The sequence below is a fragment of the Amaricoccus sp. genome (genome assembly GCF_017993425.1).
GTDB lineage: Bacteria > Pseudomonadota > Alphaproteobacteria > Rhodobacterales > Rhodobacteraceae > Amaricoccus.
Window position 1 is genome coordinate 130,000 of the sequence record NZ_JAGOMQ010000004.1, and the last position, 24,820, is coordinate 154,819.

The 24,820-nt window shown below is 74.2% G+C and carries 29 protein-coding genes and 2 tRNA genes; 14 read left to right on the forward strand and 17 right to left on the reverse strand.

Annotation, left to right across the window (positions count from 1 at the left end; translation table 11 throughout):
- Positions 1 to 33 precede the first annotated feature (33 nt).
- The 5 genes from KBB57_RS03370 to KBB57_RS03390 form a co-directional block, all read right to left on the reverse strand.
- Positions 34 to 618 (reverse strand): lytic transglycosylase, encoded by a 585-nt coding sequence (locus KBB57_RS03370; RefSeq protein ID WP_290746785.1) that lies wholly within the window; start codon positions 616 to 618, stop codon positions 34 to 36.
- A gap of 138 nt (positions 619 to 756) precedes the next feature.
- On the reverse strand, positions 757 to 1,179 hold the full coding sequence (locus tag KBB57_RS03375; RefSeq protein ID WP_290746788.1) for a globin domain-containing protein: 423 nt from the start codon (positions 1,177 to 1,179) through the stop codon (positions 757 to 759).
- A gap of 589 nt (positions 1,180 to 1,768) precedes the next feature.
- A complete protein-coding gene (locus tag KBB57_RS03380) occupies positions 1,769 to 2,497 on the reverse strand; it encodes a sulfotransferase family 2 domain-containing protein (protein WP_290746791.1) in 729 nt (242 codons plus the stop codon).
- A complete protein-coding gene (locus KBB57_RS03385; protein ID WP_290746794.1) occupies positions 2,497 to 3,219 on the reverse strand; it encodes an LrgB family protein in 723 nt (240 codons plus the stop codon). Before KBB57_RS03385 ends, KBB57_RS03380 begins: the two co-directional genes overlap by 1 nt.
- Positions 3,216 to 3,569 carry a CidA/LrgA family protein gene (locus KBB57_RS03390; protein ID WP_290746797.1) on the reverse strand — a complete coding sequence of 118 codons (354 nt, stop codon included), beginning with the start codon at positions 3,567 to 3,569 and terminating at the stop codon, positions 3,216 to 3,218. The genes KBB57_RS03385 and KBB57_RS03390 overlap by 4 nt, the downstream gene beginning before the upstream one ends.
- A gap of 146 nt (positions 3,570 to 3,715) precedes the next feature.
- On the opposite strand from KBB57_RS03390, the gene KBB57_RS03395 reads away from it, so the two are divergent.
- From KBB57_RS03395 to KBB57_RS03405, 3 genes are all read left to right on the forward strand, one after another.
- Entirely contained in the window at positions 3,716 to 3,943 is a 228-nt protein-coding gene (locus KBB57_RS03395; RefSeq protein ID WP_290746800.1) for a hypothetical protein, read from the forward strand.
- Positions 3,944 to 4,010: 67 nt separating this feature from the next.
- Positions 4,011 to 4,955: a lipid kinase gene (locus tag KBB57_RS03400; RefSeq protein ID WP_290746803.1), complete on the forward strand. Its 945-nt coding sequence runs from the start codon at positions 4,011 to 4,013 to the stop codon at positions 4,953 to 4,955.
- A 128-nt stretch (positions 4,956 to 5,083) separates the two neighbouring features.
- A complete protein-coding gene (locus KBB57_RS03405; RefSeq protein ID WP_290746806.1) occupies positions 5,084 to 5,305 on the forward strand; it encodes a hypothetical protein in 222 nt (73 codons plus the stop codon).
- Between the two features lie 143 nt (positions 5,306 to 5,448).
- Here the strand turns inward: KBB57_RS03405 and KBB57_RS03410 are convergent, their stop codons facing one another.
- Positions 5,449 to 5,781, reverse strand: a complete 333-nt coding sequence (locus KBB57_RS03410) for a type II toxin-antitoxin system RelE/ParE family toxin (RefSeq protein ID WP_290746809.1) — start codon at positions 5,779 to 5,781, stop codon at positions 5,449 to 5,451.
- Entirely contained in the window at positions 5,781 to 6,026 is a 246-nt protein-coding gene (locus tag KBB57_RS03415; RefSeq protein ID WP_290746812.1) for a type II toxin-antitoxin system ParD family antitoxin, read from the reverse strand. Before KBB57_RS03415 ends, KBB57_RS03410 begins: the two co-directional genes overlap by 1 nt.
- A gap of 206 nt (positions 6,027 to 6,232) precedes the next feature.
- Between KBB57_RS03415 and KBB57_RS03420 the strand changes: the two genes are divergently transcribed.
- The 6 genes from KBB57_RS03420 to KBB57_RS03445 all read left to right on the forward strand — a co-directional run bounded on the left by KBB57_RS03420 (position 6,233) and on the right by KBB57_RS03445 (position 11,062).
- On the forward strand, positions 6,233 to 7,192 hold the full coding sequence (locus KBB57_RS03420; RefSeq protein ID WP_290746898.1) for an aspartate carbamoyltransferase catalytic subunit: 960 nt from the start codon (positions 6,233 to 6,235) through the stop codon (positions 7,190 to 7,192).
- The gene (pyrC, locus tag KBB57_RS03425; RefSeq protein ID WP_290746815.1) at positions 7,186 to 8,448 is read left to right on the forward strand and encodes a dihydroorotase; all 1,263 of its coding nucleotides are present in this window, start codon (positions 7,186 to 7,188) and stop codon (positions 8,446 to 8,448) included. Before KBB57_RS03420 ends, pyrC begins: the two co-directional genes overlap by 7 nt.
- The gene (gene plsY, locus KBB57_RS03430; protein WP_290746818.1) at positions 8,445 to 9,026 is read left to right on the forward strand and encodes a glycerol-3-phosphate 1-O-acyltransferase PlsY; all 582 of its coding nucleotides are present in this window, start codon (positions 8,445 to 8,447) and stop codon (positions 9,024 to 9,026) included. The genes pyrC and plsY overlap by 4 nt, the downstream gene beginning before the upstream one ends.
- Positions 9,027 to 9,067: 41 nt before the next feature.
- The gene (locus KBB57_RS03435) at positions 9,068 to 9,838 is read left to right on the forward strand and encodes a uracil-DNA glycosylase (RefSeq protein WP_290746821.1); all 771 of its coding nucleotides are present in this window, start codon (positions 9,068 to 9,070) and stop codon (positions 9,836 to 9,838) included.
- Complete coding sequence (gene moaB / locus KBB57_RS03440) at positions 9,835 to 10,380, forward strand: molybdenum cofactor biosynthesis protein B (protein WP_290746824.1); 546 nt, start codon at positions 9,835 to 9,837, stop codon at positions 10,378 to 10,380. The genes KBB57_RS03435 and moaB overlap by 4 nt, the downstream gene beginning before the upstream one ends.
- A 163-nt stretch (positions 10,381 to 10,543) precedes the next feature.
- A complete protein-coding gene (locus KBB57_RS03445) occupies positions 10,544 to 11,062 on the forward strand; it encodes a prepilin peptidase (RefSeq protein WP_290746827.1) in 519 nt (172 codons plus the stop codon).
- Between the two features lie 14 nt (positions 11,063 to 11,076).
- On the opposite strand, the gene KBB57_RS03450 is transcribed toward KBB57_RS03445, so the two are convergent.
- The 3 genes from KBB57_RS03450 to KBB57_RS03460 all read right to left on the reverse strand — a co-directional run bounded on the left by KBB57_RS03450 (position 11,077) and on the right by KBB57_RS03460 (position 11,852).
- Entirely contained in the window at positions 11,077 to 11,334 is a 258-nt protein-coding gene (locus KBB57_RS03450; RefSeq protein ID WP_290746829.1) for a PilZ domain-containing protein, read from the reverse strand.
- 275 nt (positions 11,335 to 11,609) lie between these two features.
- Positions 11,610 to 11,684, reverse strand: a tRNA-Lys gene (locus KBB57_RS03455).
- Between the two features lie 92 nt (positions 11,685 to 11,776).
- A tRNA-Lys gene (locus KBB57_RS03460) sits at positions 11,777 to 11,852 on the reverse strand.
- A gap of 107 nt (positions 11,853 to 11,959) precedes the next feature.
- Between KBB57_RS03460 and dapF the strand changes: the two genes are divergently transcribed.
- Together dapF and mtaB are read left to right on the forward strand one after the other, a co-directional pair.
- Positions 11,960 to 12,808 (forward strand): diaminopimelate epimerase, encoded by an 849-nt coding sequence (gene dapF / locus KBB57_RS03465; protein ID WP_290746832.1) that lies wholly within the window; start codon positions 11,960 to 11,962, stop codon positions 12,806 to 12,808.
- A 413-nt stretch (positions 12,809 to 13,221) separates the two neighbouring features.
- Positions 13,222 to 14,475, forward strand: a complete 1,254-nt coding sequence (gene mtaB / locus KBB57_RS03470; protein ID WP_290746835.1) for a tRNA (N(6)-L-threonylcarbamoyladenosine(37)-C(2))-methylthiotransferase MtaB — start codon at positions 13,222 to 13,224, stop codon at positions 14,473 to 14,475.
- Between the two features lie 128 nt (positions 14,476 to 14,603).
- On the opposite strand, the gene KBB57_RS03475 is transcribed toward mtaB, so the two are convergent.
- Genes KBB57_RS03475 through KBB57_RS03490 form a run of 4 tightly spaced genes read right to left on the reverse strand, consistent with a single transcriptional unit; the run spans position 14,604 to position 17,440 of the window.
- Positions 14,604 to 14,777, reverse strand: coding sequence for a hypothetical protein (locus KBB57_RS03475; RefSeq protein ID WP_290746838.1), 174 nt, complete (start codon positions 14,775 to 14,777; stop codon positions 14,604 to 14,606).
- Positions 14,778 to 14,794: 17 nt separating this feature from the next.
- Positions 14,795 to 15,490: an N-acetyltransferase gene (locus KBB57_RS03480; RefSeq protein ID WP_290746841.1), complete on the reverse strand. Its 696-nt coding sequence runs from the start codon at positions 15,488 to 15,490 to the stop codon at positions 14,795 to 14,797.
- On the reverse strand, positions 15,490 to 16,641 hold the full coding sequence (locus KBB57_RS03485) for an FAD-binding oxidoreductase (RefSeq protein ID WP_290746844.1): 1,152 nt from the start codon (positions 16,639 to 16,641) through the stop codon (positions 15,490 to 15,492). Before KBB57_RS03485 ends, KBB57_RS03480 begins: the two co-directional genes overlap by 1 nt.
- On the reverse strand, positions 16,634 to 17,440 hold the full coding sequence (locus KBB57_RS03490; RefSeq protein ID WP_290746847.1) for an NAD(P)-dependent oxidoreductase: 807 nt from the start codon (positions 17,438 to 17,440) through the stop codon (positions 16,634 to 16,636). Before KBB57_RS03490 ends, KBB57_RS03485 begins: the two co-directional genes overlap by 8 nt.
- 378 nt (positions 17,441 to 17,818) lie before the next feature.
- Here KBB57_RS03490 and KBB57_RS03495 point away from each other — a divergent pair, with 378 nt between their 5' ends.
- Positions 17,819 to 18,436 (forward strand): riboflavin synthase, encoded by a 618-nt coding sequence (locus tag KBB57_RS03495; protein ID WP_290746853.1) that lies wholly within the window; start codon positions 17,819 to 17,821, stop codon positions 18,434 to 18,436.
- Between the two features lie 429 nt (positions 18,437 to 18,865).
- On the opposite strand, the gene KBB57_RS03500 is transcribed toward KBB57_RS03495, so the two are convergent.
- Positions 18,866 to 19,348, reverse strand: coding sequence for a hypothetical protein (locus KBB57_RS03500; RefSeq protein WP_290746858.1), 483 nt, complete (start codon positions 19,346 to 19,348; stop codon positions 18,866 to 18,868).
- Positions 19,349 to 19,595: 247 nt separating this feature from the next.
- On the opposite strand from KBB57_RS03500, the gene KBB57_RS03505 reads away from it, so the two are divergent.
- Complete coding sequence (locus KBB57_RS03505) at positions 19,596 to 21,143, forward strand: winged helix-turn-helix domain-containing protein (protein ID WP_290746863.1); 1,548 nt, start codon at positions 19,596 to 19,598, stop codon at positions 21,141 to 21,143.
- A 168-nt stretch (positions 21,144 to 21,311) separates the two neighbouring features.
- On the opposite strand, the gene KBB57_RS03510 is transcribed toward KBB57_RS03505, so the two are convergent.
- On the reverse strand, positions 21,312 to 22,481 hold the full coding sequence (locus KBB57_RS03510; RefSeq protein WP_290746901.1) for a fumarylacetoacetate hydrolase family protein: 1,170 nt from the start codon (positions 22,479 to 22,481) through the stop codon (positions 21,312 to 21,314).
- A gap of 419 nt (positions 22,482 to 22,900) precedes the next feature.
- Between KBB57_RS03510 and KBB57_RS03515 the strand changes: the two genes are divergently transcribed.
- The gene (locus KBB57_RS03515) at positions 22,901 to 24,424 is read left to right on the forward strand and encodes a Ppx/GppA family phosphatase (RefSeq protein ID WP_290746866.1); all 1,524 of its coding nucleotides are present in this window, start codon (positions 22,901 to 22,903) and stop codon (positions 24,422 to 24,424) included.
- Between the two features lies 1 nt (position 24,425).
- Here the strand turns inward: KBB57_RS03515 and KBB57_RS03520 are convergent, their stop codons facing one another.
- Positions 24,426 to 24,803: a hypothetical protein gene (locus KBB57_RS03520; protein ID WP_290746869.1), complete on the reverse strand. Its 378-nt coding sequence runs from the start codon at positions 24,801 to 24,803 to the stop codon at positions 24,426 to 24,428.
- Positions 24,804 to 24,820 lie beyond the last annotated feature (17 nt).

A 24,820-nucleotide genomic window follows, 5' to 3' on the forward strand; every position in this document is an offset into this window, starting at 1 on the left:
GTCGCGGCCTCCTGCCCCGGCGCGGGCGCGGCGTCAGCGCGCGCAGGCCTGCAGCTGCGCCTCGTAGCGGTCGGCCCAGGCCTGGACGTCGCGCGCCACCGGCGGCAGCCAGGGCTTGTTGCGGTAGCTGCCGCGCGCGTAGCCGGCCTTGCCCTCGTGATAGGCGAGGTACTGGTTGTAGGCGTCGCGGGTCGAGACGCCGTTCAGCCGCTGGTTCAGGTTCATGTACCAGCCGATGAAGTCCGAGGCGTCGGCGAAGTCGTCGCGGTCGGCGCCGCGGCGGCCGGTGTCGCGCATGTACCAGTCCCAGGTGCCGTCGATCGCCTGCGCGTAGCCGTAGGCCGACGAGCGCTGCACCTCGCGGGTGAAGAACAGGCCCTTCACCTTGGTGGTCGGGCGGGCGTCGCCGACGAAGCTCGATTCCCGCGAGATGGTGGCGAGCTGGACGGAGACGGGCACGCCCCACCTCGCCTCGGTCTTGCGCATGGCCTTGAACCAGTGCGGCCGCTCCGTCTGCATGCGGCAGGCGTCGATGGTGGTGCTCGGGGGCCGCTCGACGCCGGAGCAGGCGCCGAGCGCCGCCAGCGCGGCAACGGTGACGAGGCGACGGAGTCGCACCTGGGGTAGCCTCTGGGATACTGCTCGCGTGTCTTGGCGCACGTCGCGGGCCAGAATGCCGGAACCGGCGCGAAAATCAACCCCGGCGGCGCCGTCTTGCGCGGGGGCGTGGCGCGGCGGCCCCAGGAGGGCGCGGGTTCAGGCCGAGGCGCGGGCGCCCTGCCGGGCCATCGCCTCGGCGATCGCCGCGTAGGCGGCGCGCCAGGCGGATTGCAGCTCCGGGGTGAAGGCGGAGCCGAGGGTCTCGCCGAGCGTGACGAGGAGCGCGTGGCCGAGCGGCGGGAAGTGCTCGGCGCGGATGCCGATCCGGGCATGGGCGACGGCGAGGCCGGCGACCTCGGCGGCGAGCGCGTCGGGGTCGTCGATCATGTCGGCGATGGCGACGAGGGTGGACATGAAGCGCATCCCCTGGTCGTCCATGTCGCCGCGGAAGAGCAGCCGCATCTCCGGGGCGATGGCGAAGAGGTTGTCGTAGAAGCGCGACGAGGCGGGCTCGAAGCGCTCGCGGATCAGCGGCAGGCTCGCCCGCACCCGCGCCACGTCGTCCGGACCGATGGCCATGCCGCCCTCCTGCGCTGTGGATGGGGCGAGGAGAGCACCCGCGAAGGTCGGCCGCTTTGATCCTGCGCAAACAGGGGCGGGGTCAGGCGCCGGGTGTTCACGCGTGAAAATTAGTCAAGCCATTGATTTATATAAGTTCGTTATAATATAACAAACTACTGGCACACTGCACGACACCTGTCTGCCCTGCTGGATCCACGGGGCGCGCGCGAGCGCGGAGCGACCGAAGCGGGCTTCGCCCGCGAGGCTGCGGCGCGACAAGCGAAAGCCTGGCTTTCGCCGCGCCGACGGCTGGAGCGCGTTGGCGCGGAAGCCGTGAGGGGCGCAGATTTCTCCGGGAGCGCGCCATCCGTCCGTGAGCGCCCCGGCGAGCGCGGAATCGCGCTCGCCCCCCGCAGGGGCGATCGCGGACGGATTTGCCACGGGTCAAATCCGTCTGGCTTCGGCGTTGCGACCTGCTTCGGGCCGGGCTTCCTCTCCACTGTCGTGCAGTGTGCTACTCGTCCACGTGGGGAACCGGCGTAAGGATCTCATTTACCTCTGCCACAAATCAATGGCTTAGCGAATTTTCACGCGTGAACGCCGCGGCTCATGTCCGCGGCCAGGACGGCAATCCGGTGTCGAAGTCATAGCCCCAGTACTCGATGTCGCGCCGGAACGCCCGGGCGAAGGCCGCGCGCGATCGGTCGTCGAAATGGCGCCGATAGTCGTCCCCGGCCCGCTTCACCCGCAGCGCCGGCGGCGGCGACCACGGCTTGCCGAGCGCCCGGCAGACCTCGGCGAGGCCGGCGTCGAGGTCCTCGAAGAACACCACCCGGTCCATCGCCAGCCGCCCGTCGGGATGGACCACCGTCTCCACCTGCTGCCGGGTCACGTGCCGATGCTCGTGACCCGCCCGCTGCGGCGGCTCGTCCTCGCGCCCGAGCGCCGTCCGGGCCGCGAACTTGGCCCGGTCCTTGGCCTGCCGCAGGATCTCCCGCCCGTAGTGCCAGCGCGCCGGCCAGCTCGCCCCGGGATCGACGACGTTGGCGAGCAGGCTCTCCCGCGGCAGGTTCTCCAGCACGTCGAGCACGCTCCGGTGCCTGGTGGAGCGGCAATGCCTCCAGCCCGAGATGAAGCGGTCCCACGGGTTCCGGATCACCGTGAACTTCAGGTAGTCGCGGATCGTGGGGTCGTCCTCGTCCCAGCAGGGGGCGAGGATCCCCTGGTTGAACCGGCTCCGGTCGGCGCCGGTCGCGTCCGGGAACATCGCCTTGACCGAGGTTCCCGCGCTCTTCCTCTGGTGGACGAAGATGCAGCGCCAGGCGTGCGAGATCATCAGAAGAGGAGCGGCAGGACCAGGAACGCCGCCGCCGTCAGCGCGCCGTTCAGCCCCATCGCGACCCCGGCGAAGACGCCGGCCTCCTCGCTGACCTGGAAGGCCCGCGCCGTGCCGATCCCGTGCGAGGCGACGCCCACGGCGAAGCCCCGCGCCGCATAGTCCCGCACCCCGAGCGCGTTCATCAGCGGGGTGACGATCACCGCCCCGAGCACCCCCGTCAGCACCACCAGCACCGCGGCGAGCGCCGGGATGCCCCCGAGGCTCTCCGCGAGCGCCATCGCGATCGGGGCCGTCGTCGACTTGGTGACGAGCGAGGCCACCACCGGCCGCGGCGCCCCCAGCATCCAGCCGATGCCGCCCGCCGTGACGATCGCCGTCAGCGACCCGGCGAGGAGCGCCGCCGCCATCGGCACGAGGTTCGCCGCCACCCGGGTCCGGTTCCGCCACAGCGGCACGGCGAGCGCCACCGTGGCGGGGCCGAGCAGGAAATGCACGAACTGCGCGCCCTCGAAATAGGTCTGGTAGGGCGTGCCGGTCAGCGTCAGCACCGCGATCAGGATCGCGGCCGCGATCATCACCGGGTTCGCCAGCGGATGCCGCCGGCAGGCGGCGGCGATCATGTCCCCCGCGACATAGGCGACGAGCGTGGCGGTCAGCCACAGGAGCGGCGTCTCGGAGAGGTAGACCCAGATCCGGTAGATGTTCCCGCTGTCGTTCACGGCCGCCTCCGCGCCTGGAGCCGCGCCACCGCGCGGAAGGTGAGGACCGTGACGACGAGCGTCAGCACCGTCGAGACGACCAGCGCCGCGGCGATGGCGACCCAGTGGGCGGCGATCAGCCCCGCCTGCTGCGCCACCCCCACCGCCGCCGGCACGAAGAGGAGCGAGAGGTTCCGCAGGATGCCGTCCGCGGCCTCGTCGAGCGCCGGCCCGGTCCGCCGGAACGCCGCCATGCCGCCGAGCAGGATCGCCATGCCGAGGACCGGCCCGGGAAAGGCGATGCCGAAGCCCCGCACGATCACCTCTCCGGCGAGCTGGCACAGGAAGAGCAGGGTGAGGCCCCGGACCATGGCGGCTCGCCGGCTTGTTGCGCGGGCCGCACTCTGGCCGCGCCGCGCGCCCTGCGCAAGGGGCCGCCGGGGGCCTCGCGTCACGCCACGCTCACGCTCGGGTAACCTTCCTCTGCCTAGGCTCGACGCGACCCCAGGAGGCAGACATGACATTCCACTCCCGCCGCATTCCCTCCCGACCCGTCGTGCTCGAGCTGATCGCCCGCTCGGAGGGCGCGGCGCCCGAGGATCCGATCAGCGACGAGGAATACTTCCTCGCCCAGCTCCGCGCCGCCATCGTCGCCGGCGAGAGCCCGATGGAGCGCCTGCGCCATCGCTATGGGACCGGCGGCGCCGACCGCCTGTGCCGGCTCTACGCCCGCTACGTCGACTGAGCCGGCCCGCATCGCATCTGCGCGGGCGCCCCTTGAAGGCGGGCGACGCGGCCTCACCTTTGCGGCCATGTCCGCCGCTTCCTCCGCCGCCCCGCGGCCCGCACCCGCCGCGCTCGCGCCCCCCAGGCGCGCCCTGATCCTGGTGAACCCGCGCGCCCGGCGCGGATCGGAGGGCGTCGAGCCGGCGCTGGAGCGCCTCGGCGCCGTCGGGATCGACACGGTCGTCGAGACCTTCTCCGGCCCGGACGAGATCTCCTCCGACATCCTGCGCCGCGCCGGCGAGGTCGACGCGATCGTCGTCTGCGGCGGCGACGGCACGCTGATGCGCGCCGCGCCCGCGATGATGGAATGCGGCCTGCCGCTCGGCATCCTGCCGATGGGCACCGCGAACGACCTCGCCCGCACGCTGCACATCCCCGACGACCTCGCCGCCGCCGCCGAGGCGATCGCCCATGGCCGGCTGCGCGCCGTGGACCTCGGCTCGGTCAACGACCACCTCTTCTTCAACGTCGCCTCGATCGGGCTCTCGGTCGACCTGACGCGCGAGCTCACCTCCGACCTGAAGCGGCGCTGGGGCCGGCTCGGCTACGCGCTCGCCGGGATGCGGGTGCTGGCCCGCGCCCGCCGCTTCTCGGCCTGGATCCACGAGGGCGATTCGCGGATGCGGACGAAGACGCTGCAGATCGCCGTCGGCAACGGCCGGCACTACGGCGGCGGCGCGGTGGTCGAGGAGACCGCCGAGATCGACGACGGCCATCTCGACCTCTACAGCCTCGGGATGCGCAACGTCTGGAAGCTCGCCCTCGGCATCCGGACCTTCCGCTCCGGCGCGCATGGCGCCTGGACCGACGTCGAGACCGCCCGCGGGGTGGAGTTCGACATCGAGACCCGGCGCCCGATGCCGGTCAACGCCGACGGCGAGATCGTCACCTCGACCCCGGCGCATTTCCGCGTCCTGCCCGCCGCGGTCCGCGTCTACGCCCCGGAGCCGCCGGAGAGCGCGGCGCGGTGACGTCTTCGTGAGCGTTGCTGCGGCGACACGTTAACCTCAATTTATCGGAGCGGGGTCACGCGGGAATAACGATGAGGTAACGTGGGATCATGAAAGATTGGGCGGTAAACGCCCGACGGAGCAAGGCGATGTCCCGCAACGACCCGCATCCTTCAACCCGCCGCGTCCGCGGCGCGACGGCGCATTCCGCCGACGCCGCCCTCGACGAGGCCTGCTTCCTCGCCGAGCTCCGGCTCGCGGTGGAAGGCGCCCGGACGGCCGCCGAGGAGCGGCTGGCGCGGGCGCTGCCGGGCTGGGGCGACCGGATGAGCCGCATCTGCGCCCGCTACGCCGGCACCCCGACGCACTGACCTCCGGGCCGCCCTCGCTTGACGCGCCCTGCGGGCGCGTCGCGGGACGCAGGCCTGCTCCCCCCGCCAGCGGAACGCCTGTGCGTCGCATCGCCCGATGCGCACGCGCCGGGCGCCGGCGGGATCACGCGCGCGGCGGCGAATCACCGGGAGGCCTCCGCTTCCGGCGGCGCGCTGCCGCTGAAGAAGGCGTCGATGTCGCGATGACCCTCCAGCACGTTGACGACCTCCAGAACGTCGTCGCGGTAGCGGAAGAAGATCACGTAGTTTCCGACCGGAAAGCTGCGGAGGTCCGGCCAAAGCTCCGGACGGGCGCGGCCGAGCGTGCCGGGCAGCGCGGCCAGCCTGGCGCACCGAGCCTGAAGACGCTTAGTGAAGGCCAGGCCGATCGCGGCGCTGCCGCTCTCGCGCGTGACATAGTCGAGGATCGAAATGAGATCGCGCTCCGCCGCAGCGAGGTAGACGAGGCGGCGCACTAGAACCCTTCGCGGGCGAGATCCCTGGCCTTCCCGGCGAGGACGGCGCTCACCTCGTCCTGGCTCCGCGCGCCGCCCTCGGCGATCGACGCGTCGATCGTCTGCCGCAGCGCCTTCAGCTTCGCCTCGCGCTCCTCGACCAGGCGGAGGCCTTCGCGCACCACCTCGCTCGCCGAGCCGTAGCGGCCTTCCTGCACGACGCCCTCGACGAAATCCTCCCAGCGCTTGCCGATCGACACGTTCACCGTCAGCCTCCTTCACCCCGGCCGCAATAACACATATAGCGTATATTCTGCTATCGCTTCTTCAGAATCGGTCCGGCGCCGGCAGGCTCCAACGCGGAGGGCGCAGCTCTGCCCGACGCGACCAATCCGATCCCGCGCGAGGGCGCTTGCCGGCGACGCGGGGGCTGCGCTACGGGGGGCGGGGATCGGTCCATCCGGAGGCGCAGTTGTTCCCGCACCGCCACCTGCTCGGGATCGCCGGGCTGTCGCGCGGCGAGATCGAGACGATCCTCGACCTTGCCGAGCACTACGCGGCGCTGAACCGCGCCGGCCCGGCCGACCTCGGCGGGGCGCTGCGCGGGCTCACCCAGATCAACATGTTCTTCGAGGCCTCCACCCGCACCCAGGCGAGCTTCGAGCTTGCCGGCAAGCGGCTCGGAGCCACGGTGATGAACATGTCGGTGGCGCAGTCCTCGGTGAAGAAGGGCGAGACGCTCATCGACACCGCGATGACGCTGAACGCCATGCACCCGGACCTGCTGGTGGTGCGCCACCCCGCCTCGGGCGCGGTCAACCTCCTCGCCTCCAAGGTCAACTGCGCGGTGCTGAACGCCGGCGACGGGCGGCACGAGCACCCGACGCAGGCGCTCCTCGACGCGCTGACCATCCGCCGCCGCAAGGGGCGGCTGTCGCGGCTGACCGTCGCCATCTGCGGCGACATCGCCCACAGCCGGGTGGCGCGCTCGAACATCCTGCTCCTCGGGATCATGGAGAACCGCATCCGGCTCATCGGCCCGCCGACGCTGATGCCCGCGGGCGTCGAGCGGATGGGCGTCGAGGTCTTCCAGGACCTCCGCCAGGGGATCGACGGGGCCGACGTGGTGATGATGCTGCGGCTGCAGAAGGAGCGCATGGACGGGGCGCTGGTGCCGTCGATGCGCGAGTACTACCACCGCTTCGGCCTCGACGCCGAGAAGCTGGGGGCGGCGCGTCCCGACGCCATCGTCATGCATCCCGGGCCGATGAACCGCGGCGTGGAGATCGACGGGCTCCTCGCCGACGACATCAACGTCAGCGTGATCCAGGAGCAGGTCGAGATGGGCGTGGCGGTGCGCATGGCGGCGATGGACCTGCTCGCCCGCAACCTCCGCTCGCGGAACGCGCCGCGCGGGGCGGCGGCGTGCTGACCCTCGTCAACGCCCGGCTCGTCGACCCGGAGGGGGACCGCGTCTTCGCCGGCGGCGTCGCGGTCGAGGACGGCCGCATCGTCGAGGTCTTTGCGGACGCGCGGCCGGGCATCGACTGCGGCGACCGCTGCCTCGCGCCCGGCATTGTCGACGTGGGCGTCAAGGTCGGCGAGCCGGGCGAGCGCCACAAGGAGAGCTTCCGCACCGCCGGCGCGGCGGCCGCGGCCGGCGGGGTCACCACGATGGTGACCCGCCCCGACACCCGGCCGGCCATCGACACGCCGGAGGCGCTGGAGTTCCAGAGCCGCCGGGCGGTGGGGGCGAGCCCGGTCAACGTGCTGCCGATGGCGGCGCTGACCAAGGGCCGCGACGGCCGCGAGATGACCGAAATCGGCTTCCTGATGGACGCGGGCGCCGTCGCCTTCACGGACGCGCGCACGGTGGCGGACGCGCGGGTGTTCCAGCGCTGCCTGACCTACGCCGCGGGGCTCGGCGCGCTGATCGTCGGCCATCCGCAGGAGCCGGCGCTGAGCGCGGGCGCCTGCATGACCACCGGCCAGTTCGCCAGCATGCTGGGCCTGCCCGGGGTCTCGCCGGTCGCCGAGCGGATCGGGCTCGAGCGCGACCTCGCGCTCGTCGAGGCGACCGGCGCGCGCTACCACGCCGACCAGCTCTCGGTCGCCGCCGCCCTGCCTGCGCTGCGGCGGGCGCGGGAGGCGGGGCTGGCTGTGACGGCGGGAGCCTCGATCCACCACCTGACGCTGAACGAGCTCGACGTCGGCGAGTACCGCACCTTCTTCAAGCTGACCCCGCCGCTGCGCTCGGAGGACGACCGCATGGCGCTGGTCGAGGCGCTGGCCGAGGGGCTGATCGACGTGGTCGGCTCCTTCCACACGCCGCAGGACGAGGAGGAGAAGCGGCTTCCCTTCGAGGAGGCGGCCCCGGGCGCCGTCGGGCTGGAGACGCTGCTGCCGGCGGCGCTGCGGCTCGTCCATGACCGCCATCTCGGCCTGCCGGCGCTGTGGCGGGCGCTGGCGCTGAACCCGGCGCGGCTGCTCGGCCTCGGCTGCGGGCGGCTCGCCGCGGGGGCGCCGGCGGATCTGGTGCTCTTCGATCCCGACGCGCCCTTCGTGCTCGACCGCGCCACGCTGCGCTCGAAGTCGAAGAACACGCCCTTCGACCTCGCGAGGATGCAGGGCCGGGTGCTGCGGACGTGGGTGGCCGGGCGCGAGGTCTTCGCGCGGGAGGCGGAATGACGCTGATCCTCGCCGCCGCCTTCGGCTATCTGCTCGGCTCGATCCCGTTCGGGGTGCTGATCACCCGCGCGATGGGGCTCGGCGATCTGCGCTCGATCGGGTCGGGCAATATCGGCGCGACCAACGTGCTCCGGACCGGCAACAAGGGCGCGGCGCTGGCGACGCTGCTTCTGGACGGGGCGAAGGGCGCAGCCGCGGTGCTGCTCGCGCGGAGCTTCGCCGGCGAGACGGCCGGGCTCGTCGCGGGATTCGCGGCGTTCCTCGGGCATTGCTTCCCGGTCTGGCTGGGCTTTCGCGGCGGCAAGGGCGTGGCGACGTTCCTCGGCATCCTGCTCGCGGTCGCCTGGCCGGTCGGGTTGATCGCCTGCGCCACCTGGGCGGCCGTCGCGGCGGTGTTCCGTATCTCCTCGCTGTCGGCGCTGGTCGCGGCGGCGACGGCGCCGGTCTGGCTCGCTGTCTTCGGGCCGCCGGGGGCGGCATGGGCGGGGCTCGGGATGGCGATCCTCGTGTTCGTCCGGCATTCGGCCAACATTGCGCGGCTGCGCGACGGGACGGAGCCGCGGATCGGGCGGAAGTGACCGGGCTGGCGGCGGCGCGCCCGGCGGCCTAGCATCGGCGCATGGCCGGCCTTCCCGACTCCTTCGACGACGATCTCGCCGCGCTTGCGTGGCAGGTCGAGATGGGCGCGGACGAGGCGATCGGCGAGACGCCGGTCGACCGCTTCGAGGCGGCGCCGACCCCTGCCCCCGTCGCCGTCGTGCCGGCCCCTGCCCCGCGGCCCCCGGCGGTGCCGGCGGAGGATTCTGCCGGGATTGCCGCGGCTTGCGAGGACTTGCCGGCGTTGCGGGCGGCGATGGCGGCGTTCGAGGGCTGCGCGCTGAAGCGGGGGGCGCGGAGCCTCGTCTTTGCGGACGGCGATCCGCGGGCGCGGGTGATGCTTGTCGGCGAGGCGCCGGGGCGGGAGGAGGACATGGCCGGGCTGCCCTTCGTGGGGCGGTCGGGGCAGCTCCTCGACCGGATGCTGGCGGCGATCGGCCTGACGCGGAAGGGCGAGGATCCGGCGACAAGCGTCTATATCACCAACGTTTTGCCATGGCGGCCGCCCGCAAATCGCGAGCCCTCGTCGGACGAGGTGGCGATGATGCGGCCGTTCCTGATGCGGCATATCGCGCTGAAGGCGCCGAAGGTGCTGGTGACGCTCGGCTCGCCGGCGACGCGGACGGTGCTGGCGACGGCGACGGGGATCAACCGGCTGCATGGGATCTGGGCGGATCTGGGCGGCATCCCGGTGCTGCCGATGCTGCATCCGGCGGCGCTGTTGCGGGCCCCGGAGCGCAAGCGGGAGGCCTGGGGGGACCTGCTGACGCTGCGGGAGCGGCTGGGGTCATGAGCGAAAAAACCGAGGTAACACGGGAGTTTATCCCGGTAAGGATCGCGGTGCTGACGGTGTCGGACACGCGGGGGCCTGAGGAGGACCGGTCGGGGGATACGCTCGTCGAGCGGCTGGAGGCGGCCGGGCACCGGCTGGCGGGGCGGGCGCTGGTGCGCGACGAGCAGGCGGAGATCGAGGCGCGGCTGCGGGGGTGGATCGCCGACCCGGGGGTGGACGTGGTGATCTCGACCGGGGGGACCGGACTGACGGGAAGGGACGTCACCGTCGAGGCGCACGAGGCGGTCTACGAGAAGGCGATACCGGCGTTCGGGACGCTCTTCACGTTGATTTCGCACGCGAAAATCGGCACGTCGGCGATCCAGAGCCGGGCCTGCGCCGGGGTGGCGGGAGGCACCTACCTGTTCGCGCTGCCGGGGTCGCCGGGGGCGTGCCGGGACGCCTGGGACGGGATACTCGCGGCGCAGCTCGACTACCGGCACCGGCCCTGCAACTTCGTGGAGATCCTGCCGCGGCTGGAGGAGCACCGGCGGCGCAAGTGAGCGCGCGGCGCGAAAATGGCCCCTTCGGCGGCGGAGGCGGGTATCCTTCTGGAACCTCCCGAAAAAACGGTGCTGGAAGGCGGCTGGAACCCGGCTGGAATCCGGCTTGCCGGTTTTTAACGGGCGGTGACGAACGGGCGACGGCGGCGGTGGCGGTTACGCTTTGGCAAGGCTCGCCCGCGACAGTCCGGGCGCGGCCGCGCGGGCCGCGGCGGCGGGCGAGGCGGCGATGCTCTGGCTGATGGCGGCGGCGATCGGGCTCTTGCTGTGTGCCGCGGCGAGCGACGTGGCGACGCGGCGCATCCCGAACCGGCTGACCGCGGCGCTGGCGCTCGTCGGCGTGGCGCGCCTCGCGGCGGGGCTCGCGGCCGGGGGCGGCTGGGCCGACCCGGCGCTCGACCTCGCGGCGGCGGGGGCGGTGCTCGCGCTCGGGGCGGCCGGGTTCGCGGCGGGCGCGATCGGCGGCGGCGACGTGAAGCTCGCGGCGGCGGCGGCGCTGTGGCTCGGGGCGGGGGCGGTGGGGACGTTTCTCGCGTTCAGCGCGCTGGCGGGCGGCGTCCTCGCGGCGGCCTATCTCGGCCTCGGCGTCCTGGGCCGCCGGGCAGGGCGCCCTGCCCCGACGCTTCCCTACGGCGTGGCGCTCGCCGCCGGCGGGCTCGCGGCGACGCTGCACCTCGGTTGACCGGCGGCGCGGCCTCAGGCGGCCCGGTCGAGGAAGCGGACGCCGGCGATGCCCTCGCCGCGGTGGCAGACGGCCACCTCGTAGCTCGAGCCGTCGTCGATGCGCAGCTGGAAGCGGTCGGGGATCATCAGCGCCGCGGGCGCGCGCAGCCGCGCGCCGCCGGACGAGATGTCGAGCACCACGCAATCGATCACGCCGTGCCCCTTGCGGAACACGATCCGTCCCCGCCGCAGCATCCGCCGCCGCTCCGCCTGCCGCCGCTCCTCGCCCATCCCCGCGATCCCGAAACCACGGCGCGCCACGCGCCACGGGAGGACATGCTACGCCGCCGTCGCGCGGGCGCAATCGCGCGGCGGTTAAGGGGTTAAGGGCGGGTTCAGCTCGGGGTGGAAGATACGGGCGTCGCGGGCTTGTGGCGGCTGCGGGGAAGGGGCATCGTTCAGGTCAGGCAGGGCGGAGGCGGACGAGGCCTCCGGGCGATCGCCGGACCTCCCCCTACTACGTCCGACGCCCTGCCCCATGCTTTCCGCACGAGCTTTCGGGGTCCTGGTGGGCCAGCGGGGATTCGAACCCCGGACCTACTGATTAAGAGTCAGCTGCTCTACCACTGAGCTACTGGCCCAGGACCGTCGGACGCCCGCGAGGGCACGGCGCTGCGGGTATGGCAAGGGCCGGACGCTGTCAACCCGGGATCGCGAAGGGGGGTCGGGAGGTTGGTGAGCCCGACAGGATTCGAACCTGTGACCCACTGATTAAAAGTCAGTTGCTCTACCGACTGAGCTACGGGCCCGACCCGTGCGGTGTTAGGGTCGCAGTTCCGACCGGTCAAGCCGGTTTCGGCGGCCCGGAGGCGGCGCGCCCTTGGACGGGGCGGGAGGCGCTCCGTATATAGCGGCGATGGACGGCGATTCTCGCGACCTGCGGTTCCTGAAGATGCACGGGCTCGGCAACGACTTCGTGGTCGTCGACGCGCGCGGGCGCGCCGACCCGGTGACGCCGGCGCTGGCGCGGGCGCTCGGCGACCGGCGGCGCGGCGTGGGCTTCGACCAGCTCGCGGTAATCCGCGACGCGGGCGACGGGGCGGACGCGGAAATCGACTTCTGGAACGCCGACGGCTCGCGGGCGGCGGCCTGCGGCAACGCCACGCGCTGCGTGGCGCGGCTCCTGATGGCGGAGAGCGGGGCCGAGGCGCTGCGGCTGCGGACCGGGCGCGGGCTCCTGCTCGCCGAGGCGGCGGGCGGCGGGCTGATCCGGGTCAACATGGGCGCGCCGCAGGAGGCCTGGGACGAGATCCCGCTGGCGCGGGCGGTGGAGCTCGACGCGCTGCCGCTCGACGTCGTGCCGGGGGCGCCGCCCTCGGCGGTGGGGATGGGCAACCCGCATTGCGTCTTCGTGGTGGCGGACGCGGAGGCGGTGGACCTCGCGGGGCTGGGGCCGCGCGTGGAGCATGATCCGCTGTTCCCGGAGCGGACCAATGTCGAGTTCGTGCAGGTGATCGACCGCGAGACGGTGCGGATGCGGGTCTGGGAGCGCGGCGGGATGATCACCCAGGCCTGCGGCTCGGGGGCCTGCGCCGCGGCGGTGGTGACGGCGCGGCGGGGGCTGACCGGGCGGCGGGTGAATGTGCGGCTCGACGGGGGCGATCTCGGGATCGACTGGCGCGAGGACGGCGTGTGGATGACCGGGCCGGCGGCGCTGGTCTACGAGGGCCGGGTCGCGCCGGAGCTGATGGCGGCGCCGGCATGAGCGCGGCGGAGATCGGGGCCGCCGGCCCTGTCCGGGGCGCCGGCATGAGCCCGGCTGAGGCCGGGAACGCCGGTCCGGTCCGGGGCGCGGGCGCAGGGGAGGTCCGGACCGCCGGGCCTGACCGGGGCGTCGGCGTGGGCGCCGCGGAGGTCGGTGTCGCAGGCGCTGTCCGGAGCGCCGGCGTGCGCGCGGCGGAGGGCGGAACCGGTCCTGTCCGGGGCGCCGGCGTGGGCGCTGCGGAGGTGGGGACCGGCCCCGTCCGAAGCGCCGGCGTGGGCGCTGCGGAGGTGGGGACCGGCCCCGTCCGAGGCGCCGGCGTGGGCGCCGCGCCGGTCGGGACCGCCGGGCCTGACCGGGGCGTCGGCGCAGGGGCTGCGCCGGGCGGGACCGCCGTCGCGGCTCCAGGCGCCGGCATGGGCGCGGCGAAGGTCGAGACGTTCGGCTGCCGGCTCAACGCCTACGAGAGCGAGGCGATGCGCGGCCTTGCGGAGCGGGCGGGGCTCGGCGAGGCGGTGGTGGTCAACACCTGCGCCGTGACCGCGGAGGCGGTGCGGCAGGCGCGCCAGCGCATCCGGCGGCTGCGGCGGGAGCGGCCGGAGGCGCGGATCCTCGTCACCGGCTGTGCGGCGCAGACCGAGCCGGGGACGTTCGCGGCGATGCCGGAGGTCGACGGCGTGCTCGGCAACGCCGAGAAGCTGCGGCCGGAGGTCTGGGCGCGGCTGGCGGCGGGCGCGGGGGCGCGGGTCGAGGTCGGCGACGTGATGGCCGAGCGCGCGGCGCCGGCGCCGCTGGTCGACGGGCTGGGGACGCGGGCGCGGGCCTATGTGCAGGTGCAGAACGGCTGCGACCATCGCTGCACGTTCTGCGTGATCCCCTACGGGCGGGGCAACTCGCGGAGCGTGCCGGCGGCGACGGTCGTCGAGCAGGTGGTCCGGCTGGTCGGGCGCGGGTTCAACGAGGTGGTGCTGACCGGGGTGGACCTGACGAGCTGGGGGGCCGACCTCGACGGCGCGCCGCGGCTCGGGGACCTGGTGGCGGCGGTCTTGCGGGCGGCGCCGGACTTGCCGCGGCTGCGGCTGTCGTCGATCGACTCGGTCGAGGTCGACCCGCGGCTGATGGAGGCGATCGCCGGCGAGAAGCGGCTGATGCCGCACCTGCACCTGTCGTTGCAGGCGGGGGACGACCTGATCCTGAAGCGGATGAAGCGCCGGCACTTGCGCGACCACGCCATCGCCTTCTGCGCCGAGGCGCGGGCGGCGCGGCCGGACGTGGTGTTCGGGGCGGACCTGATCGCCGGGTTCCCGACGGAGACCGAGGCGGCGTTCGAGAACACGCTGCGGCTGGTCGAGGAATGCGGGCTGACCTGGCTGCACGTCTTCCCGTTCAGCCCGCGGGCCGGGGTTCCGGCGGCGCGGATGCCGCAGGTGGCGCCTGCGGTGGCCCGGGAGCGGGCCGAGCGGCTGCGGGCGGTCGGGGCGGCGCGGGCGGCGGCGCATCTGGAGGGCCTGCGCGGGGCGCGGGTGCGGCTGCTGATGGAGCGGCCGGACCTGGGGCGGACGGAGGGTTTCGCGCCGGCGCGGCTCGCGGCGCCGGCGCGGCCGGGGACGATCGTCGAGGCCCGGATCGTCGGGGCCGAGGCGGGGGCGCTGCTGGCGCGCGCCGCCTGAGCGGGGCGCGCCTGCCGCGCGAGCGCGGGCGCCTCACCCGGCTAACACGCGTGTTAGCGAGGCCAAGGCATTGAAACAGTTGCGCTATTTCTGAGCTGTCAACCCTTTGGTCACGAAGGTTGATGGCGTCAGAGGCAGACCCCGTGAACGACGCGGCCGCCGGAGCCGCCGTCGTCGCAGTGCGCGCCGTCGTCCGGGCCGGAGGAGCAGGCGGCCGCCAGCGCCAGCGCGACGACGCCGAGCGCGAGACGGAGCCGGGCGGCGCCGGGCGCGCGGGCGGTGGCGGGAGCGGATGGTTTCACGGGCGGCTCCTCGGGGCTCAGCGGTCGATGCGGTAGTGGTAGCGCGCCGCCTCGCGCATCCCAAGCCCGGCGTAAAGCGCGCGGGCCGGGGCGTTGTCGCCGGCGACGGCGAGGGCGAGCGTGGAGGCGCCGCGCTCGGCGCCCCAGGCCGCGGCGGCGCGGGTGAGGATCGCGCCGAGCCCGCGGCGGCGGCAGGCCGGCAGCACGGCCAGCGCGTGGATCATCACGACGCCGCCGTGGAGGCCGACGAAGGCCGCGGCGCCGAGCGTCTGGTCGCTGCGGCCGAGGAGCCAGGCCTTGGGAGACCGCGCGCGGTCCATCACGGCGCGGCGGCCGGGGCCGATGCCCGCCTCCTGCCAGAGCGCGGCCATGCAGGCGAGCGGCGCCTGGCAGTCGATCGCCTCCTCCGGCGCCGGGCCGCCGGCGATCGCTTCGGCCGGGCCGACCAGCATCAGCGAGGGGTCGGCGACGGCGTAGCCCTCGGCGGCCAGCGCGGCGTCGAGCTCGTCCTCGCCGGCGCGGACCATGACGAGGCAGGGCTGGCCCCAGTCGCGCATGACCGCGGCGAGCGCGGCGGTCCCGTCGAAGGGTCCGTCGAGCGTCGCGCAGGACACCCGCTTGCCGCCGCCCTCGCCGCGGCGGGCGAGCCAGGGGCCGACGCGGCGGGTCTCCGCGGCGGGCCAAGTGTGGGCGAGGGCGTCGAAGGGATCCATCAGATGACGGCCTCCTCGGGGAAGGGCTGCGCCGCCGCCACGCGGGCGTAGCCGAGCGGGGAGAGGTCGAGGCTGCGGTAGCCGCCGCAGGCGACCAGCTCGGCGAGGCCGCGGCCGATCGCCGGGGCCTGCTGGAGGCCGTGGCCGGAGAAGCCGTTGGCGAAGTGGAAGTTGGCGACCTCCGGGTGCGGGCCGACCACCGCGTTGGCGTCGAGGAGGCACATGTCGTAGTGGCCGGCCCAGAACCCGGTGAGCTTCGCCGCCTCGAAGGCGGGGACCCGGGCGGCGAGCGTCGGCCAGAGGGTGTCCTCCCACTCGGCGTGGCGGGGCTCGAAGTCGTCGGGGGCGACCTCGGGGTCCGGGTCGGGGACGCCGCCGGCGATGAAGCAGGCGCCCTCGGGGCGGAACCAGACGCCGCTCGGGTCGATGGTCAGCGGCAGCCGCTCGGGGGGCGGCGCGGCGGCGGCGAAGGCGAAGACGGTGCGCTTGCGCCGCTCGACCGGCAGGGCGAGGCCGGCCATGGCGGCGACGTCCGCCCCGCGGCCGCCCGTGGCGTTGACGAAGGCCCCGCAGGGAATGGTCGCGCCGCCGGCAAGGCGGGCGGCGACGACGCGGCCGCCGCGGAGGTCGAGGCCGGCGACGGCGTCGCGCAGGGTCTCGACGCCGCCGGCCCTCGCCTCGGCGCGGTAGGCGGCGAGGAGGCCCATGCCGTCGAACCAGCCCTCGCCCGCGCGACCGAGGGCGCCGAGGCGGAGGTCCGAGGTGGCGAGGGAGGGGAAGCGGGCGGCGAGGGCGTGGGGGTCGAGGAGGGCGATCTCGGCGCCGCCGCCGGCCTGGGCGGCGTGGCGGCGGCGGAGCGTGGCCTCCCCGGCCTCGGTGGCGGCAAGGTGGAGGTAGCCGTTCTCGTGGAAGTCGAGGCCGCTGGCGCGGATCTGGGCGAGGCCGTAGGCGGAGATCGCGACGTTGAGCGGGTTGGAGAATTGCCGGCGGATGCCGCTCGCCGAGAGGGCGGTGGCGGCGCGGGCGAAGCTCGGGTCGGGCTCGACCACGACGACGCGGCCGGGGAAGCCGAGCGCGACGAGATGGGCCGCGACCGAGCTGCCGACGACGGCGCCGCCGGCGATGAGGACGTCGGCGGCGCGCTCAGCCATCGTCGGGGTGGCCGGTGGCGGCGAAGGAGCCGCCGACGACGCGGGTCGCGACGGCGCGCGGGTCGGGGCGGGGGACGCCGGCGAGAACCTCGGCGATATGGGGGTCGGCGCTGTCCTGCGGGCGGAAGCCGATATGGCCGGCATGGGCGTTCGAGACGGCGCGGGCGGCGTTGTCGGAGGTTCCGTAGATGATCGAGAAGCCGACCCGGGGCGCGGTCAGCGCCGCCGTGGTCAGGCGGACGCAATCGGCGAAGGAGAGCCAGGACCACAGCATCCGGCGGTCGCGGGGCGCGTCGAAGCAGGAGCAGATGCGCAGGCAGACGCTCTCCACCCCGAACTTGTCCCAGTAGAGGCTGGCGAGGTCCTCCACGAAGGTCTTGGAGAGGCCGTAGAAGGTGTCCGGGCGGTGGAGGACGCGGGTGTCGGGGACGTCCTCGACGGGGGCGAAGCCGACGGCGTGGATCGAGCTCGCGTAGACGACGCGGCGGGCGCCGTGGAGGCGGGCGCCCTCGTACATGTGGTAGGCCCCGGGCAGGACGTCGGTCATCAGCTCGTCGAAGCCGATCTCGCGGGGGTGGCCGGCGAAGTGGACGATGGCGTCGCAGTCGCGGGTGGCCTCGATGGCCGCGTCGCGGTCGGCGAGGTCGAGGCGGAGGAGCTCCTCGTGGGGGGCGGCGGCGCCGAGGTCCCTGACGTCGATGAGGCGGAGGCGGCGGGCGAGCGGCGCGAGGCCGCGGCGCAGGTGGGCGCCGAGGCTGCCGGCGGCGCCGGTGATCAGGATGCGCTCGAAGTCGGGCATGGGTCGGCCTCCGCTGGCGGCAGCGCGCAGAGCACCACAAACCGCGGGGCGATGGTAGGGGGCTCGGGGGCGGCTTGCGTCGAGGCCCGGGGGGGGATCGCGGGAGCGGGCCGGGGGACGGCCTCTCCCCGCGGGCGGCGCGCCTGCGGGGAGACGCCGCGGCGCCTGGATCACGCGCCAGGGTCTGGCGGGTTCGCAGGAGCGGGCCGGGCCTCTCCCCCGCGGGGCTCCCGAAGCGCGGGCCGGCGGATCACGCCGGGTCCGGCGGGATCGCCGGGGGACGGGCCGGGGGACGGGCGTCCCGGTTCGCGGCGGGCGCGCTTGAAGCGCGGGGCGGCGCGGGATACCACCCCGGCGAGGCCGGAGGGAGAGGCGGGCATGTTCACCGGGATCGTCACCGCGGTGGGGCGGGTCGAGCGGATCGAGGACCGGGGCGACCTGCGGGCGCGGATCGGCTGCGCCTATGCGCCGGAGACGATCGCGATCGGGGCGTCGATCGCCTGCGACGGGGTGTGCCTGACGGTGGTGGACCGGGGCCCGGGGCCGATGGGCGGCTGGTTCGACGTCGACGTCTCGGCGGAGACGGTGTCGAGGACCAACATCCGGGCCGGCCGGGCGCCCTGGGCGGCGGGGCGGCGGGTGAACCTCGAGCGGGCGCTCCGGGTCGGCGACGAGCTCGGCGGGCACATCGTCTCGGGGCATGTCGACGGGCTGGCCGAGGTGCTGGGGCTGACGCCGGAGGGCGACAGCGCCCGCATCCGCCTGCGGGCGCCGGCGGGGCTGGCGCGGTTCATCGCGCCGAAGGGGTCGGTCGCGCTGAACGGCACCTCGCTGACGGTGAACGAGGTGGCGGGGACGGAGTTCGGGATCAACGTGATCCCGCATACCCGGGCGGTGACCACCTGGGGCGAGGTCTCCGCGGGCGACCTCGTCAACCTCGAGGTGGACACGCTGGCCCGCTACGTCGCCCGGCTGGAGGAGAGCGCCGCGGCGTGAGGTTCGGCGCCGCCGCGGGGGCGGCAGAATGCCCCACAGCGCGACGCCGGTCAATCTACTGAAATTGCGCGATAATCAGAGTATCCACAGTTTATGCGCAGGCTTATGTACAGGCTTGCCCACAGTTTCCACCGCTTCCTTCCGGCTTAGCGGATCTTCCATCGGCAAGTCCGCCCGCGCCTGCCGGTCAGGCGCGGGCGGACCTGCCCGGCCTGGATGCCGGGGCGCTCCCCGTGCCGGAGCGCACAACTCCCCGGCAGCTCCATCCCGTGATTGTGCTTCATCGTTTGCCGCACGGGTGCGGGATCTTCCGCCCCTCCGCGACGGCAGGGGCTGACCTTTCGACTTTCTGGCTCCGTGCTTGTCGGCGACCGCCCGATCATCCCCTGGGCCAATCTCCCGGCCGCCCGGACCGCGGAGAGGGTGTCGCTACATCGCCTGCCGCTTCCAGCGCCCCGTCTTCGTCCCCATTCCCTGGTTCTCGCCGCTGCGGATCGAGGAGAACCAGGTCGTCGTGATTGCATGCTCGCCGGTGATGCCTGCGAACTTGCCGGTTCCTCCGGTCAGCTTCCCTCGACCCGCGCCTCCTTCCTCGGTCACGTCCTCGAACAGGAGGTCGCCGTCCGCGTCCGCAAGCGTGCAGGCGCCCGTCGACGTCCAGTCCTCGCCTTGCATCAGCCCCAGAAGCAGGCACCGTCCCGCCAGCTTGTCGAAGGGCTCCGAGCCGTTCGTCACCACCAGATGCGCCTCGGTGACGACGACGCTGCCCCCTTCAGGCGCGGGGATGCTCGAGAGGTCCACGCTGCTCCAGCTGAAGTCCGCCTTGATGTCGCCCTCCATGGGCCTGGCGTCCTCCGCCAGAACAGGCAGGGCGAACGCCACGACCAGGACGGCGAGCGGGATCGTGTTCATGCTGTCTCTCCTCCGGTTCTTCCGCGCCGCCGGGCATGTTATGCTCGGAGGCGTCGGCGTTGGGGGGCGGACGATGCAAGGGAGTCGACCAGCAGGCGCGAACGTCTCGCCCTTCCCGAAGCCTTCCCGGGGCGACGGGCCCCCGTCCCGAAGCGACGCCGAAATTTCTCCGAAACGCCTCGACATCCACGGGGCCGAGGCCGATCTCGACCGCGGTCGCGGTCGCGTGCGCGCGCCGGACGGCACGGTGACCGAGCTTCGCGCCCAGTCCGCTTGCGTCCTCGCCGTCCTCGCCTCGCGGCGCGGCCAGATCGTCGGCAAGGAAGAGCTGCACGCCGCGGTCTGGGGCGACATTGCCGTGACCGAGGACAGCCTCGTCCAGTGCATCGGCGATATCCGCCGCGCCCTCGGCGCCGCCCGCGACGCGATACGGACCGTTCCGAGACGTGGCTATTGCCTGGAGCCGGAGCTGGCGAGACCCACGCCTCCAGAGGTCGCGCCATTCTCCCGCCGGCGCGCGCGGCGCCTCCTCCTCGCGGCGCTCGCATGCGTCGCCGTGGCGATCGGCGCCGCCTGGTCCTGGGCCACGCTGCACCCGCCTCGCCCCGCGAAGGGCCCGATGGTCGCGGTGCTGCCTTTCGCCAACGCGGGCGGCGCGCGCTGGGACCGGCTGGCGGCCGGCGTCACCGACGAGATGATCGCCGACCTCGGGCGCAACGAATGGATCGGCGTCTTCGCCAAGGCGTCGACCGCGCCGCTCGCCGCCGCCACGCCGCAGCAGGTGCATGCGGCGCTCGGCGCCGACTATGTCGTCACCGGCACGGTGCAGGGCGAGGCCGGTCGCGCGCGCGTCGCGGCGGCGCTCGTCGACGCCGAGACCGGCCGGCAGGTCTGGGCCGAGGACTGGCAGGGTCCGCCCGACGACCTTCTGGCTCTGCAGACCGCCGCCGCCGAGGCCCTCACCGCCGAGCTGGCCGGCTCGTACACCGGCGTCATCGCCCGCGCAGACCGGGCGCGGGCGCACGCCAAGACCGCGAGCCTCGAGGCCTTCGACCTCTATCTCATCGGCACCGAGCACAAGCACCTCTTCACGCCCGCCGACCTCGAGCTGGCGAAGAAGTACTACCTTCAGGCCGTGGCGCTCGACCCCGGCTTCGCCAAGGCCTGGGCCAGCCTCTCCATCGTGCAGAGCTTCCTCTCCTCCCTCGCCACGACGCCGGAGGCGCTCGCGTCCATATTGGCCGAGCAGCGCAGCTACATCGAGCACGCGGTCGCCGCCGACCCGGACGATCCCGCCGTGCTCATCGAGGGGAGCCGCCTGGACGCGATGGCTGGCGACCCGGAGGCGGCCGCGCGCAAGTTGCGCCGGGCGGTGGAGCGCGCGCCGAACGACGCCGACAACCTCGCCGTCGCGGCCTGGTCCGCGCCCGAGCGCGCGCCGCTCGCGGTGGAGGCCCTGGGCTGGATCGACCGGGCGCTGGCGCTCAACCCGCGGCATCCGGACTGGTACATGGCCGCAAAGGGCCAGGCCGCATTCGCCGCCGGCGACGACGCCGGCGCAATCGCCGCGCTGAAGCAGGGACCCAAGGATTATACGGACGGCTGGGTGATGATTGCGGCCGCCGCCGCCAACCTAGGCGACGCCAAGCTTGCGGAATCAGCCATCGCCGAGTTGCGCCGCATCACATCCGACTTCGACCTCGACGTATATCTCGATGGCTGGGCCCCGGAGCCGACCTTCGCCGCCCGCCTGCGCGAAGGCGCCGTGCGCGCCGGGCTCGAAGCGCCGGGTTAGCCGGGATCGCGTTCGGTCGCCGCCGCGCCATTCCGGGAAGGCGCCGCGCCCAATCGACCGGCGCAAGCGACGCGCGTCGGGGCGACGGCCGGCGCCACCGGGGCGCGTCGCTTGCGCCGGTCGAGGAACGGCAGCCGCCGGCGCCTGCCCCGGTGAGCAAACCGGCCTTCAGAGCAGGCCGCGGGCGGCGAGGTTGCGCATGAGGGCGGCGGCGCCGAAGGTCCATTCCGGGGCCTCGGTGGCGAGGCCGACGACGTTGACGAGGGCGCCGAGGCCGGGGGCGGCGATGGTGACGACGTCGCCCGGGTGATGGGTGAAGCCCTGGCCGGGGGCGTCGCGGTCCTGCACCGGGGCGAACATGGTGCCGAGGAACAGCATCAGCCCGTCGGGATACTGGTGGTGGCGGCCGATGGTCTGGGCGACGAGGTCGGCCGGGTCGCGGCTGATCTCGCGCATCGAGGAGCGGCCGTCGAGGCGGAAGCCGTCGGCGCCCGTGACGGTCAGGGTCAGCTCGGTGGCGCGGACATCGTCGAGGGTGAAGCCGTCGTCGAGGAGGCGGATGAACGGGCCGACGGCGCAGGCGGCGTTGTTGTCCTTGGCCTTGCCGAGGAGGAGCGCCGAGCGGCCCTCGACGTCGCGGAGGTTGACGTCGTTGCCGAGCGTGGCGCCGCGGATCCGGCCGCGGCTGTCGACGGCGAGGACGACCTCGGGCTCGGGGTTGTTCCAGCGCGAGACCGGGTGCAGGCCGACCATGGCGCCCCAGCCGACGGCGGAGAGCGGCTGGCCCTTGGTGAAGACCTCGGCGTCGGGGCCGATGCCGACCTCGAGATACTGGCTCCACAGGCCCTCGGCCTGGAGCGCGGCCTTGACCCCGGCCGCCTCGGGGCCGCCGGGGCGGATGTCGCGGAGGGAGGCGCCGATCAGCCCGGCGATGCGGGCGCGGATCGCCTCGGCGCGGGCGGGGTCGCCGGCGGCGCGCTCCTCGATGACGCGCTCGACCATCGAGCGGGCGAAGGTGACGCCGCAGGCCTTGAGCGCCTGGAGGTCGCAGGGGGCGAGGAGGCGGGCCCCCTGTCCCGCGCGGGCGGCCTCGGCGAGGGCGGCGAGGGTTCCGAGCGGCCGGCCGGGGGCGGCGAGGAGCGCGGCCGGGTCGTCGTGCTCGAGGACGTCGCGCACGGTGGGCGCGGCGGGCGAGGTGACGTCGACGACCATGTCGCCGCGGAGGGTGACGACGCAGGGGCCGCCGGAATCCGGGTCCCAGGCGCGGCCGAGCCAGAGGCCGGCGGCGTCGGCGGCGTGGGGAAGCGGGCCCGTCGGGGCCGGTCGCGGATCGCTCAGGGTCGCCTCCCTCGGCGCGCGCCCGCACGGGCCGGCGGGCTTCCTTGCCCGGAACGATAGCCGGCGCGGATGGGCCGAGGCAAACCCCTTCGGGGCGGGTCGCAGGCCCCGCGCGTGGCGGATGCGGGCCTGCGGCGGCGAGAAACCTTGATTACAAGATCACTGCGCAGTCATCAGCGCCGCATTTCGCGGCGCCGCTCGACTCACTTGAGCTTGCGCCCTCCCCTGCCCGAACCGCTCCGCGCCGAGCAGGTTGACGGGCGCATGTCAACCTGCGGGAGACGTCGCAAGGCGGGACGTCGCCGCGGGCCGTCCCTCTCCACCGCCACCCGACGGCGGCGCGGCGACGCTCTCGACGGTTGACGCGGGCGCGCGCGGGATGCGACACGGGGTGCGCGACCACGGCGCGGGGGCGGAGCGTGAGCGAGGCAAGGCGCAGCGGCAAGGTTCCCCGGTTCCAGCTCGGCGAGCTCGCCAAGGCGCGGTTGAAGCGCATCGGGGTGATCGACGTCGGATCGAACTCGATCCGGCTGGTGGTCTTCGACGGCATGGCGCGCAGCCCGGCCTATTTCTACAACGAGAAGGTGCTGGCCGGGCTCGGGGCCGGCCTGTCGGAGACCGGGCGGCTGAGCCCCGAGGGATGGGTGCGGGCGCTGGCCGCGCTGCACCGCTTCGTGACGCTGGCGCGGCGGATGGAGCTCTCCGGCCTCGTGGCGGTGGCGACGGCGGCGGTGCGCGAGGCGCGCGACGGGCCGGCGTTCTGCGAGCAGGTCCAGCGCGAGACCGGGCTGATCCTGCACGTGGCGAGCGGCGGCGAGGAGGCGCGGCTCGCCGCGAACGGCGTGCTGCTCGGCTGGCCGCGGGCGGACGGGCTCGTCTGCGACATGGGCGGCGCCTCGATGGAGCTCGCCCATCTCGTGCGCGGCGAGATCGGCGACTGCGCGACCTCGCCGCTCGGGCCGCTGACCATCGCCGACATCGCCGACCCGAAGGCGCTCGCCAAGACGATCAAGCAGGAGGTGAAGGCGCTGCGGAAGGCCGTGCCGGGGCCGGCGCCGCGGCTCTTCCTCGTCGGCGGCTCGTGGCGGGCGATCGCCAAGCTCGACATGGAGCGGGTGGGCTATCCGCTCCGGGTGCTGCACGGCTATGCCCCGCCGCTGCCGCAGCTCCTCGAGACGCTCGGCTGGATCCGCGAGCAGGACCAGGCGCGGATGTCGGCGCTGACCGGGACCTCGACGGCGCGGCTGAGCCTCGTGCCGCTCGCCTCGCAGGTGCTGGCGGAGCTTCTGCGGCGGATCGAGCCGGGCAAGGTGACGATCTCCGGCTACGGGCTGCGCGAGGGCATGCTCTACCGGCAGATGCCGGAGGAGATGCGCGCGCTCGACCCGCTGATCGAGGCCTGCCGGCACCAGGAGGCGCAGGGGGCGCGCTGGCCGGGCTTCGGGGACGCGCTCTTCGAGTGGCTGGCGCCGCTCTACCCGGAGCGGCCCCGCGAGGAGCGGCGGCTGGTCCATGCCGCCTGCCTGCTGCACGACGCCTTCTGGCGGGCGCATCCCGACTATCGCGGCGAGTTGGCCTTCGAGGCGGTGGTGCATTCGAACGCCGCCGGGGTGAACCATTCCGAGCGGGTGTTCCTCGGAGTGGCGATGCTGCACCGCTACAAGGCGTCGGCGACGAACGAGGATTTCGGGCGCTATGCGGGGCTGCTCTCCGCGGAGCGGATCGCCGAGGCGGTGGTGCTCGGGCGGGCGATGCGGCTCGGGGCGATGCTGTCGGGCTCGGTGCCGGGGGTGCTCGAGCATGCGCGGCTGGCGATCGTCGGGCGGCGGCTGACGCTGACGCTGGCGGCGAGCGCGCGGAACTTCGCCGGCGAGGCGGTGGAGCGGCGGCTGGCGGCGCTGGCCTCGCGCCTGGCGCTCGATCCGGCGCTCGTCCAGGAATAGCTCAGCGCGACCATTCCGGGCGCAGCGCCTCGGCGGCGAGGGGGTGTCCCGGGTAGCGGGCGGCGAAGGCGGCGAGCGCCGCCGGATCGCCGCTCCGCCGCGCGGCGTCGAAGGCGGCGATCATGTCGGCGTCGGGGCCGGCGGCCGGCGCGGGGTCGGGCGCATGGCGGGCGGCGAGGCGGGCGCGGGCCGCGTCGGCTTCGTCGGGGTGGCGGGCGACGAAGAGGATCAGCGCGGCGCTGGTCCCCGCCGCCTCGGCGAGCGCCAGCTCCTCGGCGAGCGCGGCGCCCGGGGGCGGCGGGGGCGCCGATTCCGCGGCGGCCGCCGTCGCCAGCGCGGCGAGGCCGAGGCGCAGGGCGGCGCGCGCCGCGCGAGACAAGACCGATTCGGCTGTGG

What these genes read in the sequence shown, in the direction of transcription:
- KBB57_RS03375 (WP_290746788.1), bottom strand. Translation starts at nt 1,179, where the DNA reads ATGGCCATCGGTCCGGACGACGTGGCGCGGGTGCGGGCGAGCCTGCCG.
- KBB57_RS03380 (WP_290746791.1), bottom strand. Translation starts at nt 2,497, where the DNA reads ATGATCTCGCACGCCTGGCGCTGCATCTTCGTCCACCAGAGGAAGAGC.
- KBB57_RS03390 (WP_290746797.1), bottom strand. Translation starts at nt 3,569, where the DNA reads ATGGTCCGGGGCCTCACCCTGCTCTTCCTGTGCCAGCTCGCCGGAGAG.
- KBB57_RS03395 (WP_290746800.1), top strand. Translation starts at nt 3,716, where the DNA reads ATGACATTCCACTCCCGCCGCATTCCCTCCCGACCCGTCGTGCTCGAG.
- KBB57_RS03400 (WP_290746803.1), top strand. Translation starts at nt 4,011, where the DNA reads ATGTCCGCCGCTTCCTCCGCCGCCCCGCGGCCCGCACCCGCCGCGCTC.
- KBB57_RS03405 (WP_290746806.1), top strand. Translation starts at nt 5,084, where the DNA reads ATGTCCCGCAACGACCCGCATCCTTCAACCCGCCGCGTCCGCGGCGCG.
- plsY (WP_290746818.1), top strand. Translation starts at nt 8,445, where the DNA reads ATGACGCTGATCCTCGCCGCCGCCTTCGGCTATCTGCTCGGCTCGATC.
- KBB57_RS03435 (WP_290746821.1), top strand. Translation starts at nt 9,068, where the DNA reads ATGGCCGGCCTTCCCGACTCCTTCGACGACGATCTCGCCGCGCTTGCG.
- moaB (WP_290746824.1), top strand. Translation starts at nt 9,835, where the DNA reads ATGAGCGAAAAAACCGAGGTAACACGGGAGTTTATCCCGGTAAGGATC.
- KBB57_RS03450 (WP_290746829.1), bottom strand. Translation starts at nt 11,334, where the DNA reads ATGGGCGAGGAGCGGCGGCAGGCGGAGCGGCGGCGGATGCTGCGGCGG.
- dapF (WP_290746832.1), top strand. Translation starts at nt 11,960, where the DNA reads ATGGACGGCGATTCTCGCGACCTGCGGTTCCTGAAGATGCACGGGCTC.
- mtaB (WP_290746835.1), top strand. Translation starts at nt 13,222, where the DNA reads ATGGGCGCGGCGAAGGTCGAGACGTTCGGCTGCCGGCTCAACGCCTAC.
- KBB57_RS03480 (WP_290746841.1), bottom strand. Translation starts at nt 15,490, where the DNA reads ATGGATCCCTTCGACGCCCTCGCCCACACTTGGCCCGCCGCGGAGACC.
- KBB57_RS03485 (WP_290746844.1), bottom strand. Translation starts at nt 16,641, where the DNA reads ATGGCTGAGCGCGCCGCCGACGTCCTCATCGCCGGCGGCGCCGTCGTC.
- KBB57_RS03490 (WP_290746847.1), bottom strand. Translation starts at nt 17,440, where the DNA reads ATGCCCGACTTCGAGCGCATCCTGATCACCGGCGCCGCCGGCAGCCTC.
- KBB57_RS03495 (WP_290746853.1), top strand. Translation starts at nt 17,819, where the DNA reads ATGTTCACCGGGATCGTCACCGCGGTGGGGCGGGTCGAGCGGATCGAG.
- KBB57_RS03500 (WP_290746858.1), bottom strand. Translation starts at nt 19,348, where the DNA reads ATGAACACGATCCCGCTCGCCGTCCTGGTCGTGGCGTTCGCCCTGCCT.